We start from the raw sequence: 14,710 nt of genomic DNA on the forward strand, positions 1-14,710 counted from the left end.
GGGCTGCCCCGTACCCTATCCGCAAATACCAAAGGATTTTTTAACGGGCTTATAGGGCAGAAAAAACCCGAAAATGATACCGAGATGATACAGAATTACCGCCGATACCGCCACACCAGCGGAAACGGCAGAAAGGAGCGCACCCATGCCAAGAATGAGCAAGAAACGGCGGCTGGAATGGTCTTTTTTCCTGCGGCAAGTGAAAGTCGGGAATTCCACCTGCGATCGTATCACATACAATGACCTCTGCCGGGGCTGTACCCATAGCTGCAAGCAGAGCTTCCGGGCGGTTATCATACTCTGCCCCCACTACTACTCCAAACGCCGGAAAAAGGAGGACAGGGACAATGGCAGATAACCGCAAGTATTACTACCTCAAGCTGAAAGAGAACTTTTTTGACAGCGACTCCATTGTGCTGCTGGAAGATATGAAAGACGGGATTTTATACTCCAATATCCTCTTGAAGCTGTACTTAAAATCGCTGAAAAACGGCGGGAAATTGCAGCTTGACGAGCATATCCCCTACACAGCGCAGATGATAGCGACACTGACCCGCCACCAGATAGGGACGGTTGAGAGGGCTTTAGAGATTTTCCGGCAGTTGGGGCTTGTGGAGCAGCTTGACAGCGGGGCTTTCTATATGACCGACATTGAGCTGATGATAGGACAGTCCTCTACCGAAGCCGAGCGGAAACGGGCTGCAAGACTGGAAAACAAGGCACTTTTACCGCCCCGGACAAAAGGCGGACATTTGTCCGACATTCGTCCACCAGAGATAGAGATAGAGTTAGAGAAAGAGATAGAGATAGAAAAAGAGAGAGAGGGAGAAACGGGACACCCCGCCCCCGCCGCTTATGGCAGATACAACAATGTGATACTGACCGATACAGAGCTTTCCGGGCTAAAAACAGAGTTGCCCGACAAGTGGGAGTATTATATTGACCGGCTTTCCTGCCATATCGCTTCCACCGGGAAACAGTACCACAGCCATGCAGCCACCATTTACAAGTGGGCGCAGGAGGACGCTGCCAAAGGCAAGGCTGCCCCGAAACAGGGCATACCCGATTATTCATGCAAGGAGGGCGAGAGCTTATGAAAAACGGAATTGAAGCTATGATTACGGACATTACAGCCACTACCGCCGAAGCGGAGGACTACACAGGCGAGGACGGGCTTTTATACTGCGGTAAGTGCCATACGCCCAAAGAAGCCTATTTTGCAGAGGGAAAGACTTGTTTCGGGCGTGACCGCCACCCGGCAGAGTGCGACTGCCAGCGGGCAGCCCGTGAAAAGCAGCAAGCCGCCGAAAGCCGACAGAAGCACCTTGAAAAAGTGGAGGACTTGAAACGCCGGGGCTTTACCGACCCTGCTATGCGGAACTGGACATTTGAGCATGACAACGGCAGAAACCCGCAGACCGAAACCGCCCGCTTTTATGTGGAGAGCTGGGAAACCATGCAGGCTGAAAATATCGGCTACCTGTTTTGGGGCGGCGTGGGGACGGGAAAAAGCTACCTTGCCGCCTGTATCGCCAACGCCCTTATGGAAAAAGAGGTTGCCGTCTGCATGACAAACTTTGCAACGATACTGGGTGACCTTGCCGCCAGCTTTGAGGGCAGGAACGAATATATTTCCCGCCTTTGCAGCTACCCTCTGCTGATACTTGATGATTTCGGTATGGAGCGAGGAACAGAATACGGGCTGGAACAGGTTTACAGCGTGATTGACAGCCGTTACCGAAGCGGCAAGCCGCTGATCGCCACGACCAACCTCACGCTGGAGGAATTGCAGCACCCGCAGGACACGCCCCACGCCCGTATCTATGACAGGCTGACTTCCATGTGCGCCCCCGTCCGCTTCACGGGCAGCAACTTCCGAAAGGAAACCGCACAGGAAAAGCTGGAACGCTTAAAGCAACTGATGAAGCAGCGAAAGGAGAGCCTATGACAGAAACGAAACAGACAAGCACCACCAAAACAGACCGCCGCCCGGACTGTGTGACGGAAATCCGCATGGGCAACTCCGTCCTTACCGTTTCCGGCTTCTTCAAGCAGGGCGCAACCGACACCGCAGCCGACAAGATGATGAAAGTGCTGGAAGCGGAAGCTGCTACACAAAAAACGGCGATTTGACCGACCATAAAGAAGCAGATTTGACGCTTTTGCCGCTATACAGACAGCCGCCCCATGTGGTACAATCAAGGTACGGAATAGTGGGGCTGGCTGTCGGAAACGGAGGATTTTATGTTAAGACAGACCAACCAACAACCAATTACCGCCCTTTACCCAAGACTATCCCATGAGGACGAGCTGCAAGGCGAAAGCAATTCCATTTCCAATCAGAAGCGTATCCTTGAAACCTATGCAAAGCAGAACGGCTTTTCCAATCTGCGCTGGTACACGGACGACGGTTATTCTGGTGCGAACTTTCAAAGACCCGGTTTTCAAGCCATGCTTGCGGACATTGAAGCCGGAAAAGTCGGGACAGTTATCGTAAAGGATATGTCGAGGTTAGGGCGAAACTACCTGCAAGTGGGAATGTACACGGAAATGATTTTCCCACAGAAAGGTGTCCGCTTCATCGCTATCAATGACGGAGTGGACAGCGCACAGGGCGACAATGACTTTGCCCCGCTGCGGAATATCTTTAACGAATGGCTGGTGAGAGATACGAGCAAGAAAATCAAAGCAGTAAAACGCTCAAAAGGCATGAATGGCAAGCCCATCACAAGCAAGCCTGTGTATGGCTACCTCATGGACGAGGATGAAAATTTCATTATTGACGAGGAAGCTGCACCCGTAGTCAAGCAGATATACAACCTCTGTCTTGCCGGGAATGGTCCGACCAAGATAGCCCGTATGCTCACAGAGCAGCAAATCCCCACGCCGGGAACGCTTGAATACCGCAGGACGGGCAGCACCCGCCGCTACCACCCCGGCTATGAGTGCAAGTGGGCGACCAATACCGTAGTGCATATCCTTGAAAACCGGGAATACACAGGCTGTCTGGTAAATTTCAAGACAGAAAAACTTTCTTACAAAGTCAAGCACAGTGTAGAAAATCCCCCGGAAAAGCAAGTGATTTTCGAGAACCACCACGAGCCTATCATAGACACCCAAACATGGGAACGGGTGCAGGAGCTTCGCAAACAGCGCAAACGCCCAAACCGCTATGATGAAGTGGGTTTGTTCTCCGGCATACTGTTCTGTGCGGACTGCGGCAGCGTGATGTATCAGCAGCGATACCAGACGGACAAGCGCAAGCAGGACTGTTATATCTGCGGCAACTACAAGAAACGCACCCATGACTGTACGGCGCACTTTATCCGCACCGACCTCTTGACCGCTGGTGTACTCTCCAATCTGCGGAAAGTGACCAGCTATGCGGCAAAGCATGAAGCCCGGTTTATGAAACTCTTGATTGAGCAGAACGAGGACGGGGGCAAACGCAGGAACGCCGCCAAGAAAAAGGAACTGGAAGCCTCCGAGAAACGCATAGCCGAGTTATCCGCTATCTTCAAGCGGCTGTATGAGGACAGCGTGACCGGGCGCATATCAGACGAGCGTTTCACAGAGCTGTCGGCAGACTATGAAGCAGAGCAACGGGAGCTGAAAGAAAGAGCCGCTGCTATTCAAGCGGAGCTTTCCAAAGCACAGGAAGCCACCGTGAACGCAGAAAAGTTTATGAATGTTGTCCGGCGGCATACCAGCTTTGAAGAACTTACCCCTACTCTGCTGCGGGAGTTTGTAGAGAAAATCGTTGTGCATGAGTGCAGCTATGACGAGAACAAGACCCGCAGACAGGACATTGAGATTTATTATTCTTTTGTTGGCAAGGTGGACTTGCCCGAATAACCGCCCGACCTATCCGACACAATGCGCAAGTGCCGGATAGGAACGGCAAAATTTTTTACACTTCTATTACTTCTTTATCGCACATCAGTAAAATCTCAGGGCATGAAGCAGTTCATGGCTAATTAGTTGGAACAAAAAACGAAAGGAAAAGCACAATCCAGACGGTATCAGCGGCAGGCTACAAGAATAAATTGTGATTTCACAAGATTGGTGCTATAATAAGAGAAAAGTTCCTGCCGGGGCAGCCGCCCCGGTGGTATAGATAGAAAGGCAGGAAAACAATATGCACATCAGCTATAAGCCACTCTGGCACACACTGTTAGAGCGTGATATGAGAAAAGAGGATTTAAGGCTTGCCGCTGGTATGACAACAAATATGATTGCCAACATGAGCAAAGAGGGAAAGCACATCAGCATGGATACATTAGCCCGTATCTGCGAAACGCTGAATTGTGAGATTACCGATGTGATTGAGTTAGTACCAGACGAGCCTGCTTCCACAGGAGGTAAGGAACATGAGCGAATTGAAACCAAGAATAACGGAAAACGGAATTGATTATATCCTTGTCGGAGATTATTACATCCCGGACTTGAAACTGCCGGAGGAACACCGCCCTATCGGAAAGTACGGACGGATGCACCGGGAATATTTAAGGGAAGTCCACCCAGCCAGATTGAATACATTGATACTGACCGGGGAATTGTGGACATATCTTGCAGACCTGAACGAACAGGCACAGGAACGGTTAGACGCCATCATGGAGCAGATGAAAACTGCCGAGGGCGTAACCGAGGAATTGAAGCGTACCCACCAAATGGAATGGGTGCAGCGTTGCAATAACATTCATAACCGGGCAGAAGAAATTGTTTTGCATGAGATGATTTATTCATAACGGGAGCAATTAAATCGGAGGTATATAAGATGATTGAAATTGTATTTGGTGAAAGTGCCTGTGGAAGTTTGAAAATTGCCCAAACTTACGGCAAGGGAAAGTATAGAGGAAGTGCTGTTTCAATATTTATGAGGCATGAAGACGGGAGTGTTCCATCTTCAGATGAAATGAAAAAAGCACAGCTTCAAGCACAGGAACAAGAACGCATTGCTTGGGAGAATGCTATTCCATTGGGAGGCAAGAGCTGTGATGTTTATTGTTTTGATATGGCTCTTAGTGTGGGAGATATTTCTGATAATGGAATTGGCGAACAGCGGAAAAATGTTTTCAAGAAAATGCTGTCTGTCTGCTTTGTAGAGGATTTAGATTATCAGGTTGAAGAAAAAATACAGAAAATTAAAACTACATTGACCTCAGTGATTGAACGATATGTAGCTGGGGAAGAAATTCGCATTTGGTATAGCTATAATCCAGATGAGCTTTGTGGTATGTATTGGCTTATGAAACAACTTCAACCCTTAAACTGCCAGACAACAATTTATTTGGTTAAGTTACCTACATGGGAATATGGAAAAGAAAATACTATGACATCCAAAATAGCATGGGGCGAGGTCTCTCCTGGCGAATGGGGAAACTATATAACTCTACAAGAGAAAGCTAATCCTGTATTTCTTTCAGCTTGTGCTATGAAATGGAATCAACTTCAAAATGAAAATGCACCTTTGCGTGCAATGTTAAATGGTAAATTGCAAAGCGTTTCAGAAGATATATATGATAGTTTCATTCTTCGTGAAATTGCGGAACAGCCAGAGCAATTCAAAATGGCTATTGTCATAGGTAATGTTTTAGGAAAATATCAACTTGGAATTAGTGATGTATGGATTTCCAATCGCATTGATAAAATGCTTGAAGATGGTGTGTTGGAAATTATACAGGACGCACCAAAGGGAGAAACAAATTATCGCCGAATATTAAGAAAACGAATGAAGTAATAACCACAGCACAAACCGCTGCTACATGGAATCCAACAAACCATGCAACAGCGGTTTTCCTTTACCGTTTTTTCCTCTGGTTGATAGGCGTTCCCGTTTTCTTTGATTTTTGGAGAATCCGAATAAGCCAGCGAAATTCTTCATCTGACAGATTTTTATAGTTGATACCGAGCTGCTTGCAGTAAAGCACTGCCAGTTTTTCCAAACGGCTGCCCTTGAAATTTTCGACCGCTTCCAGATTTTCTTTCAGTTCATTGGCAACAGTGGTCTGGGGCGCACTCTCACTATCCTTTTTATGGGTTTCCCGAATATCCCGGATAATCAGGTTTAGGTCATCCAGAACCATGTGGCTGAAATATTCATCATCACTGATATGGGCGGCTTGCAGCACTTTCAAATGTGGGTCATCTTCGCCAGGGCGATACCGTTCTATGATTTCATGTCGGACAGTATCGACAAGGGTGTTGAGGTTTTGAATCTGCATGGTGGCAATCCCATCCACATAAATCTCAATGTCCGCAAGAAACTTGATAAAGTCCTTATGGGTGGCAAGTTCGCAGAGCAGACGGTTGTTGATCCGACCGCTTTTCAGAAGTGCAACCATTTCATCGTTCAAATGCAGCTCCGTCAGTGGCGTGTTGATCTGCTCCCTGTTCTCTGTCCGGCACAGCAGATAATCGACGGAAACCCCATAGAAGTCTGCCAGCGTGATAAGGTTGCCATGATTGATTTCCTTAAAATCTTCTTTTTCATAACTGCCAAGGGCTGATTTAGAAATACCCGTTAGTTTTGATAGTTCTTCCAGATTTAAGCCTTTGTCCTTGCGGAGTTCCCAAAGGCGTTCCTGTATGCTTGTTGCTCCTTTCATGGGCACACGCTCCTTTCCAACGGTTTCATTGCTGCCGCTTATCTGGATTATATCACACTTTCCGTAATCGTGGAAATTTCTGATTTTTACCCTTAATTCCTACTTTGTGGACATACGGCACAGGGCACAAAAATGTTCTATGATACAGGTAGTTCATCGATGGATTATTCCAATCGAATGACCAGCCTGTGTGGGATATGCTTCCCCGGCGATGTAGCGCCATGAATTTTGGCAGGGATATGGAGGAACCCTGACCAAAACGAGCGTACCAAAGGGAGCGATACGCCGCTGTGAGATTCAGGGGAGGAACGACACCGGGGAGAACTGGCGAACTGACACCGAAATGATACCGAAACACAACAATCTGATAGGGGGACAGTCTACCCTATCGCTGATACTTCGGGAGATTTTAAGCGGCTCTATGGCTGTAATTTTACCGAAAATCGCCCCGAAACCATACACTAAAACGGGAGGAAGCGCAATATGCCGAGAATGAGCAAAAAGAGGAAGTATGAGCTTTCCTTTTACCTCAATGACCGGGGGCGTGTCACTTACAACGAATTATGCCGGAAATGCCAGCATGGGTGCAAGCAGAGCTTCCGGGCGGTTGTGATTGACTGCCCCTGTTATTTATCCAAACGAGCAAAGAAAAAGGAGGAACACACAGAATGAATTTTGAATTTATGACGATAGACACACCATTGCCGCCCTGTATGCCTTTTCCCAGAGCGTTGACAGGATTTCCAGTCAGCAGCACCGCAAAGGTCATGTACTGCCGGATGCTGGACGCTATGCTCTCCAAAGGGCAGGAGGACGAGAACGGAATCCTCTTTGTCTGCTTCCCTGTCACAGCCATTGCCGCAGTCCTGTCCCGCAGCTCCATGACGGTCAAGCGTTCTCTGAATGAACTGGAAACTGCCGGACTTATCATGCGGGTGCGTCAGGGCATTGGAGAACCAAACCGGATTTATGTGCTGATACCGGGAAAGGAGGACGCTGCCCTTGCCTGATACCTCAAAGCTGGAAAAACTCAATCGGGAGTTGGAAAAAAGCGAAAAGAAACTGCGGAAAGCCATCAATGATGAAAAGGCATTGCAGCACCAGTTGAAACAGCTTACCCGAAAGGAACGGACGCACCGGCTCTGTACCCGTGGCGGTATGCTGGAAAGTTTTCTGCAAGAGCCGGAACGCCTGACAGATGATGATGTCATGCTGTTGTTGAAACTCATTTTTCACAGACAGGACACGCAGGAACTATTGAAAAAACTGCTGGAACGGGAGATGCCGGAACCCCCTTAGTTTACTAAGGGCGCAATTATACACCACCCAAAGGTTGGTGCATTGCGTTCTCCGAAGGCTCCTCGCCGGAGGGCTGTGATTTTCCGCAGTCATGGTCTGCTCCAAATCATACAGGGGACGCTACGCTTCCCCTGCGCTGGCTGTCGCCAGCTACCCTTTTGTGGACTTGCCGCCCGGAAACACCTTGCGCTGCAAGCTGTTCCCGTCCAGCAAGTTTTATCAGTCGAGCTATCCTTATCTACGGTAATTTAGTATAATAAGGTCAAAAAACAGAACGCTATCATTGTGCAACCGATATGCAACTGATAATTGCTTGATAGTTGGTGGTAGCAACACGGTAATTCAGATAGAATAAAGCCAACAAAGAAAGGAGGTCATCCAAATGTTAGTAAACATCATTATGATTGTAGTCGGAATAGTTTTCTCATGTATCTTTGTCGGCTTGCTTATCCTTGTTATTCGTGCATTGCTTAAATATATCCGTACAGAGAAATGAAGCCAACAGCAACATTAGGAGGTGGTCAAATGAAAGTAACCGTATTTATGATAATCGTTGGAATAATTTTCTTATGTATCTTTGTTGGTTTGCTTACCCTTATTGTTCGTGCATTACTCAAATATATCCATTCAAAAGATGTACGGCAGGAAAAATCCGTAGTGAGGAAATCGTTGGGTGAAGCACTCAAAGTACACAGAACACAGTGCAAAATGACGCAGGAATTTGTTGCTGAAACGATTGGTGTTAGCAGGCAGGCTGTTTCAAAATGGGAAAATGGAACATCCGACCCTTCCACATCAAATCTTTTTGCACTTGCAAAACTTTACGGTATTTCTGTTGAAGAATTACTAAAAGAAGTTGAATAATCTTCATGCAGATATTTTATTTCATCATCGGGCCACCCTGACCCGAACTTTCAAAACTGAATACCAGCCGCCCACCGGCGGCACCACCGAGCAGGAAATCTGAAAAGGTCTCCTGCTTTTTTTCTGCCCCAAATGAGGTGGTAAAACGCCACCCCATCCACCAATTACCGAAAGGAGGGACACGAAATGCCCTGTCCACACAACGAAATCTCGATTGTGCAGCGAAGCCAACAGCAGTCTGCGGTTGCCGCCGCTGCCTACCAGAGCGGCGAAAAGCTGTTCTGTGGATACGATCAGGAAGTGAAGCACTACCCGGAAAAGCGTGGTATCGTCCACAATGAAATCTTGCTTCCGGCAAATGCCCCACGGTCGTATGCAGACCGCAATACTTTATGGAACGCCGCCGAAGCGGTGGAGAAGCAATGGAATTCCCAGCTTGCAAGGCGGTGGGTGCTTACCATCCCCAGAGAGATACCGCCCGACCAGTACGCCGCCCTTGTCCGGGATTTCTGCAATCAGCAGTTTGTTTCCAAAGGAATGTGCGTGGATTTTGCCATCCATGACAAAGGGGACGGAAACCCTCACGCTCATGTCATGCTGACTATGCGGGCAATGGATGAACATGGGAAATGGCTTCCCAAGAGCCGCAAGGTTTATGACCTTGACGAGAACGGGGAACGGATAAAACTTCCGTCCGGCAGATGGAAAAGTCACAAGGAAGATACGGTTGACTGGAACGACCGCAAGTATTGTGAAATCTGGCGGCATGAATGGGAGATCATCCAGAACCGCTATCTGGAAGCCAACAACCGCCCGGAGCGGGTGGATCTCCGTTCTTATGAAAGACAGGGGCTTGATATTATCCCTACCGTCCATGAGGGTGCTGCTGTCCGGCAGATGGAAAAGCGAGGGATTCAGACCAACATCGGAAATCTGAACCGGGAAATCAAAGCCGCCAACAGCCTGATGAAGTCTATCCGGCAGCTTATTAAAAATCTCAAAGGCTGGATTATCGAGCTTAGTGAAAAACGAAAAGAACTGCTTGCGGAAAAAGCTGCGGAGGAAGCGGTATTTCTTCCCAATCTGTTGATGAAGTACATGGAGGTACGAAAGGCAGAACGGAGCGACTGGACACGGGCGGGACAAAACCGTGGAACTTCCAAAGACTTAAAGGCAGTCAGCGAAGCCCTGTCCTATCTTCAGAGAAAGGGACTTTCCACCGTGGAGGATTTGGAAAACTTTATAGAAACGTCCGGGAAATCTGCCGCCGACTACCGAAAGCAGATGAAGCCAAAGGAAACCCGCAGCAACGTGATTGACGCTATCCTTGCCGCCCGGACGGACTGTAAGGAATGTAAGCCCGTTTATGAGAAATACCAGAAGATATTTTTCAAGAAAACTAAGGAAAAATTCAAGCTGGAACACCCGGAGGTTGCCCGGTTTGAGAAAGCCAGTGCCTACCTTGCCAAGCACCCGGATGATAAGGACAGCACGAAAAAGGAGCTTTTGCAGGAACAGGCGAAGCTTGTGGGCGAAATCGCAGACTTGAAAGTACCGTTGACCGAGGTGCAGGAAGATTTGAAGAAGCTGCGGGACATCCGCTACTGGGTACGGAAAGCCACACCCGGCACAGAGGAAAGCAAAGATCCGCCCAAGAAGCAGCCCCTCAAAGAAGTCTTGCAGGATAAGGCTGACGAGAAGAAAGCACAGAAAAACGCCCCGGCGCAGACGAAACACAAACAACAGGATATGGAACTTTAACAGGCACTTGCCATTTTCAGATTGAGAATGATAAGTGCCTTTTCTTTTTTACAAGGAGGAATTGATTTGAATGTATTTGAAGCTGTGAAGCAGTCCGTTACGACAAGACAGGCTGCGGAGCATTACGGAATCCGGGTAAACAGAAACGGGATGGCTTGCTGCCCGTTCCACAACGATAAGACCCCCAGCATGAAGCTGGACAAGCGTTTCCACTGCTTCGGATGTGGTGCAGATGGGGATGTGATTGATTTTGTAGCTGCCCTGTACGGTCTGGGGAAAAAGGAAGCCGCCGCACAGTTGGCGAGTGACTTCGGGCTTGCCTATGAGGACTGGAAGCCACCGGGCAGGGCAAGGAAGCCCAAGCCCCGGCAGAAATCCCCGGAAGAACAGTTCCGGGAAGCAAAGGCACATTGCTTCCGTGTCCTTGCCGATTATCTACACCTCTTACGGGTATGGAAAACCGACTATGCCCCGCACTCCCCGGAGGAAGCGTTTCATCCCCGGTTCGTGGAAGCCTTGCAGAAGCAAGCCCATGTGGAATATCTGCTGGATGTGCTGCTGTTCGGGGAGACAGAGGAAAAAGCGGTTTTGATTATGGACTACGGAAAGGATGTGATACAGCTTGAACAGCGAATGGCAGAGCTTGCAGCCGCAGACGCAGCAAGAACTAAAAAACACCATGAACGCCATGCAGCCGCCCCAGAGCGTTGAGGAAGTAAAGGCAACTCTGGAAACCACCGAGAAAGGCGGCGTCCGCCAGAGCATACGGAACTGCCTGACCGTATTCCAGCGTGACCCTGTGCTTGCCGGGGCAATCGCCTACAACATCCTGACCGACCGCAAGGACATCATAAAGCCCATCGGTTTTCACAGAGAAAGCACAGCCCTGACCGATACGGACATGAAGTATCTGCTTCTCTATCTGGAGGAAACCTACGGGCTTACCAGTGAGAAAAAGATTGAAACCGCCATCGGGATTGTGGCGAATGAGAATAAGTACCACCCCATCCGGGATTTTCTGAACAGCCTTGCATGGGACGGGACTGAGCGCATCCGCTTCTGTCTGCGGCACTTTCTGGGAGCTGATGTGGACGATTACACCTATGAAGCCTTGAAGCTGTTCATGCTGGGGGCGATTACAAGGGCATTTAAGCCCGGAAGCAAGTTTGAAATCATGCTGTGTCTGGTAGGCGGTCAGGGGGCTGGCAAATCCACCTTCTTCCGGCTGCTGGCAGTCCGGGACGAGTGGTTTTCCGATGATTTGCGGAAGCTGGACGATGATAACGTGTACCGCAAGCTGCAAGGTCACTGGATAATTGAAATGTCGGAAATGATGGCAACCGCCAATGCCAAGAGCATTGAGGAAATCAAGTCCTTTCTAAGCCGCCAGAAAGAGGTTTACAAAATTCCCTATGAAACTCACCCGGCAGACCGCCCCCGTCAATGCGTGTTCGGCGGCACTTCCAACGCCCTTGACTTTCTCCCCCTTGACCGTTCCGGCAACCGCCGATTTATCCCGGTCATGGTGTACCCGGAGCAAGCCGAGGTTCACATTTTGGAGGACGAAGCCGCTTCCAGAGCCTATATCAGCCAGATGTGGGCGGAAGCAATGGAGATTTACCGAAGCGGCATGTTCAAGCTGTCATTCAGCCCAGCCATGCAGCGGTATCTCAAAGAACACCAGCGGGATTTTATGCCGGAGGACACCAAAGCCGGGATGATACAGGCTTACCTTGATAAGTACACCGGGGAAACGGTCTGCTCCAAGCAGCTCTACAAGGAAGCCTTAAACCACACCTTTGATGAGCCGAAGCAATGGGAAATCCGGGAAATCAACGAGATAATGAACCAGTGCATTACCGGGTGGAACTACTTTTCCAATCCGAGGATGTTTGCGGAATACGGCAGACAAAAGGGCTGGGAGCGTGAAATCCCGGCAACGGACACCGACAACCCGCCCGAAAAATCTATGGACGGTTTTGTGGAGGTCACAGAGCAGATGGAGCTTCCATTCTGAAAATGACAGCCCGTTGCCGACTTCGTTGCTATCCCGTTGCCGAGCCGGTTGCCGGGGAAAATCCCTTATTTCCGGGCTTTTTCCCTCTCTGACAACCAAAACAACAGAAAAATAAAAGAAAAGTATAAATAGTAATCAACGCCAGATTGAGATTGTTTGCAAGGTCTTTTGAAGCCCGTTGCCGGACTTCGTTGCCGACCGTTCTCTGTCTGGCTATTTTCATGTATGGAGGATAACTGCCTATGGCGAAAAATAAGACCAAGATTGAAGTGACAACCGTATTTGACGGGGAACTGGACGCCACCGATGTGTTCGTCAGCCTGATTTCCCAGAAATACGGCAAAACAAATACAAAAGAATATCTTGCTAAAAAGAAAGATTTGAAGTATAATGAAGATGAGGTTCAACAGAGCCAGATACCGTCTGGATTGTGTGGGTAAATGGCTATGATGAACGAAATGGAATACAGAACAATCGGTTCAGCACTTGCCGGGGGCTATCGTGCGGCGGTCTATTGCAGGCTGTCAAAGGACGATGACCTGCAAGGCGAAAGTGCCAGTATCGCAAACCAGCGTGATATGCTGGAAAAATACTGCGAAAAGCAGGGATGGGAGGTTGTGGCAGTCTATCAGGACGATGGCTTCACAGGTCTTAATATGGAGCGTCCTGATTTACAGAGAATGTTGAGAGCCATTGAGCGCAGGCAAATCAACCTTGTCATCACGAAAGACCTCAGCCGACTGGGGCGTAACTATTTGCAAACAGGGCATTTGATTGAGGACTTTTTCCCAAGAAACGGTGTCCGCTATATCGCCATGAATGACGGTATCGACACCCTGCGGGATAACAACGACATCGCCCCGTTCAAGAATATCCTGAACGAGATGTACAGCAAGGATATTTCCAAGAAAGTCCATTCCTCTTATCTTCTGAAAGCGCAGAAAGGACAGTTTACCGGGTGTCTTGCCCCGTTTGGGTATCGGAAAGACCCGGAGGACAAAAACCATCTGCTCATTGACGAGGAAACCGCCCCGATTGTGCGGCTGATTTTCGGATATGCCCTAAACGGTCATGGTCCGAACTATATCCGCAGACGGCTGGAGGAAGAAAAAATCCCCTGCCCCACATGGTGGAACCGGGAACGGGGGCTTCGCAATACCCGCACCAAATGGGAAAAGAAAGACCCGGAAAACGGGCGGTATATGTGGGACTTTTCCGTTATCAAAGACCTTTTGATGAATCCCGTTTACACTGGGGCGATTGCTTCCCAGAAAAAGGACTACCGTTTCAAAATCGGCACGATTGGGGAAAAGAAGCCGGAGGACTGGATTGTAGTGGAAGGACAGCATGAACCGCTGATTGACCGCATGAGCTTTGACATTGTGCAGAACAAGCTGAAATCCCGCCAGCGTCCGGGGCAGACCAATGAAATCAGCCTGTTTGCCGGACTGATAAAATGCGGCGAGTGTGGGAAGTCTCTGACGGTACGCTACACAAACGCAAAACATCCCCAGCAGATTTACTCCTGCAAGACCTACAATGCCTTTGGAAAGAACCACTGCACCCAGCACCGGATTGATTATGACACCCTTTACAGTCATGTGCTGCGGAAAATCCGGGAATGTGCCAGAGCTGCCCTGATGGACGGGAAAGCGGTTGCTGACCGCCTGACCAATACCTGTGAAGCCGAGCAGCGGGAACAGCGGGAAGCAATGGAACGCTCCCTTACAAGGGACGAGGAACGGATTGAGGTTCTGGACAAAATGGTAATGCGGCTTTATGAAGATATGATTGCAGGGCGTATCAGTGAGCAGAACTTCAACACCATGCTGGAAAAGACACAGACCGAGCAGACGGAACTTAAAACAAAAGTGTCCGAGGGCAGAAAGCGGCTGTCCGATGAAGTCCAGCTTGCCAATGACGCAAAACAATGGGTGGAAGCCATTCAGGAATATGCCAACATCACAGAGTTGGACGCAGCCACCCTCAACCGCTTAATCAAAGAAATCGTCGTGCATGAGCGCATTGACGAAGATAAAACAAGACACATTTCTATCGAAATTCATTTTAATCTCAAACCCATCCCGGAGGTGGAACAGGTCACTGCCTGACCTGTCCCGCCGGGACGGTTCTCTTAAAAACACCATATAGATTTTTTGTA

The 14,710-nt window shown here is 49.0% G+C and carries 18 protein-coding genes; 17 read left to right on the forward strand and 1 reads right to left on the reverse strand.

Annotation, left to right across the window (positions count from 1 at the left end):
• Positions 1–145 precede the first annotated feature (145 nt).
• The 8 genes from KI236_RS01185 to KI236_RS01220 all read left to right on the forward strand — a co-directional run bounded on the left by KI236_RS01185 (position 146) and on the right by KI236_RS01220 (position 5,740).
• A complete protein-coding gene (locus KI236_RS01185; RefSeq protein ID WP_002569236.1) occupies positions 146–358 on the forward strand; it encodes a hypothetical protein in 213 nt (70 codons plus the stop codon).
• Positions 348–1,097, forward strand: coding sequence for a phage replisome organizer N-terminal domain-containing protein (locus KI236_RS01190; RefSeq protein WP_002569235.1), 750 nt, complete (start codon positions 348–350; stop codon positions 1,095–1,097). The genes KI236_RS01185 and KI236_RS01190 overlap by 11 nt, the downstream gene beginning before the upstream one ends.
• Positions 1,094–1,948: an ATP-binding protein gene (locus tag KI236_RS01195; RefSeq protein ID WP_002569234.1), complete on the forward strand. Its 855-nt coding sequence runs from the start codon at positions 1,094–1,096 to the stop codon at positions 1,946–1,948. The genes KI236_RS01190 and KI236_RS01195 overlap by 4 nt, the downstream gene beginning before the upstream one ends.
• Positions 1,945–2,133, forward strand: coding sequence for a transposon-encoded TnpW family protein (locus KI236_RS01200; RefSeq protein WP_002569233.1), 189 nt, complete (start codon positions 1,945–1,947; stop codon positions 2,131–2,133). The genes KI236_RS01195 and KI236_RS01200 overlap by 4 nt, the downstream gene beginning before the upstream one ends.
• Positions 2,134–2,244: 111 nt before the next feature.
• Positions 2,245–3,855 carry a recombinase family protein gene (locus KI236_RS01205; protein WP_002569232.1) on the forward strand — a complete coding sequence of 537 codons (1,611 nt, stop codon included), beginning with the start codon at positions 2,245–2,247 and terminating at the stop codon, positions 3,853–3,855.
• 283 nt (positions 3,856–4,138) lie between these two features.
• Positions 4,139–4,411, forward strand: a complete 273-nt coding sequence (locus KI236_RS01210; RefSeq protein ID WP_002593556.1) for a helix-turn-helix domain-containing protein — start codon at positions 4,139–4,141, stop codon at positions 4,409–4,411.
• Complete coding sequence (locus KI236_RS01215; RefSeq protein ID WP_212818621.1) at positions 4,371–4,748, forward strand: TnpV protein; 378 nt, start codon at positions 4,371–4,373, stop codon at positions 4,746–4,748. Before KI236_RS01210 ends, KI236_RS01215 begins: the two co-directional genes overlap by 41 nt.
• Positions 4,749–4,777: 29 nt before the next feature.
• The gene (locus KI236_RS01220) at positions 4,778–5,740 is read left to right on the forward strand and encodes a DUF3658 domain-containing protein (protein WP_005927687.1); all 963 of its coding nucleotides are present in this window, start codon (positions 4,778–4,780) and stop codon (positions 5,738–5,740) included.
• 61 nt (positions 5,741–5,801) lie between these two features.
• Here KI236_RS01220 and KI236_RS01225 read toward each other — a convergent pair whose 3' ends face one another.
• On the reverse strand, positions 5,802–6,608 hold the full coding sequence (locus tag KI236_RS01225) for a helix-turn-helix domain-containing protein (RefSeq protein WP_005924756.1): 807 nt from the start codon (positions 6,606–6,608) through the stop codon (positions 5,802–5,804).
• A 483-nt stretch (positions 6,609–7,091) separates the two neighbouring features.
• Here KI236_RS01225 and KI236_RS01230 point away from each other — a divergent pair, with 483 nt between their 5' ends.
• The 9 genes from KI236_RS01230 (at position 7,092) to KI236_RS01270 (ending at position 14,660) form a co-directional block, all read left to right on the forward strand.
• Complete coding sequence (locus KI236_RS01230) at positions 7,092–7,280, forward strand: hypothetical protein (RefSeq protein ID WP_005927683.1); 189 nt, start codon at positions 7,092–7,094, stop codon at positions 7,278–7,280.
• Positions 7,277–7,618 (forward strand): DeoR family transcriptional regulator, encoded by a 342-nt coding sequence (locus KI236_RS01235; protein WP_005927681.1) that lies wholly within the window; start codon positions 7,277–7,279, stop codon positions 7,616–7,618. Before KI236_RS01230 ends, KI236_RS01235 begins: the two co-directional genes overlap by 4 nt.
• The gene (locus tag KI236_RS01240) at positions 7,611–7,907 is read left to right on the forward strand and encodes a DUF3847 domain-containing protein (protein WP_005927679.1); all 297 of its coding nucleotides are present in this window, start codon (positions 7,611–7,613) and stop codon (positions 7,905–7,907) included. Before KI236_RS01235 ends, KI236_RS01240 begins: the two co-directional genes overlap by 8 nt.
• A 525-nt stretch (positions 7,908–8,432) precedes the next feature.
• Complete coding sequence (locus KI236_RS01245) at positions 8,433–8,771, forward strand: helix-turn-helix domain-containing protein (protein WP_003509323.1); 339 nt, start codon at positions 8,433–8,435, stop codon at positions 8,769–8,771.
• A 186-nt stretch (positions 8,772–8,957) separates the two neighbouring features.
• Complete coding sequence (gene mobQ, locus KI236_RS01250; RefSeq protein WP_212818624.1) at positions 8,958–10,532, forward strand: MobQ family relaxase; 1,575 nt, start codon at positions 8,958–8,960, stop codon at positions 10,530–10,532.
• 66 nt (positions 10,533–10,598) lie between these two features.
• On the forward strand, positions 10,599–11,243 hold the full coding sequence (locus KI236_RS01255; RefSeq protein ID WP_025544160.1) for a CHC2 zinc finger domain-containing protein: 645 nt from the start codon (positions 10,599–10,601) through the stop codon (positions 11,241–11,243).
• Positions 11,212–12,549: a virulence-associated E family protein gene (locus KI236_RS01260; protein WP_008394605.1), complete on the forward strand. Its 1,338-nt coding sequence runs from the start codon at positions 11,212–11,214 to the stop codon at positions 12,547–12,549. The genes KI236_RS01255 and KI236_RS01260 overlap by 32 nt, the downstream gene beginning before the upstream one ends.
• A 242-nt stretch (positions 12,550–12,791) precedes the next feature.
• Positions 12,792–12,989, forward strand: coding sequence for a hypothetical protein (locus KI236_RS01265; RefSeq protein ID WP_002595176.1), 198 nt, complete (start codon positions 12,792–12,794; stop codon positions 12,987–12,989).
• On the forward strand, positions 12,990–14,660 hold the full coding sequence (locus KI236_RS01270) for a recombinase family protein (protein WP_008394601.1): 1,671 nt from the start codon (positions 12,990–12,992) through the stop codon (positions 14,658–14,660).
• Positions 14,661–14,710: the final 50 nt, after the last annotated feature.

This window comes from Vescimonas fastidiosa (genome assembly GCF_018326305.1).
GTDB lineage: Bacteria > Bacillota > Clostridia > Oscillospirales > Oscillospiraceae > Vescimonas > Vescimonas fastidiosa.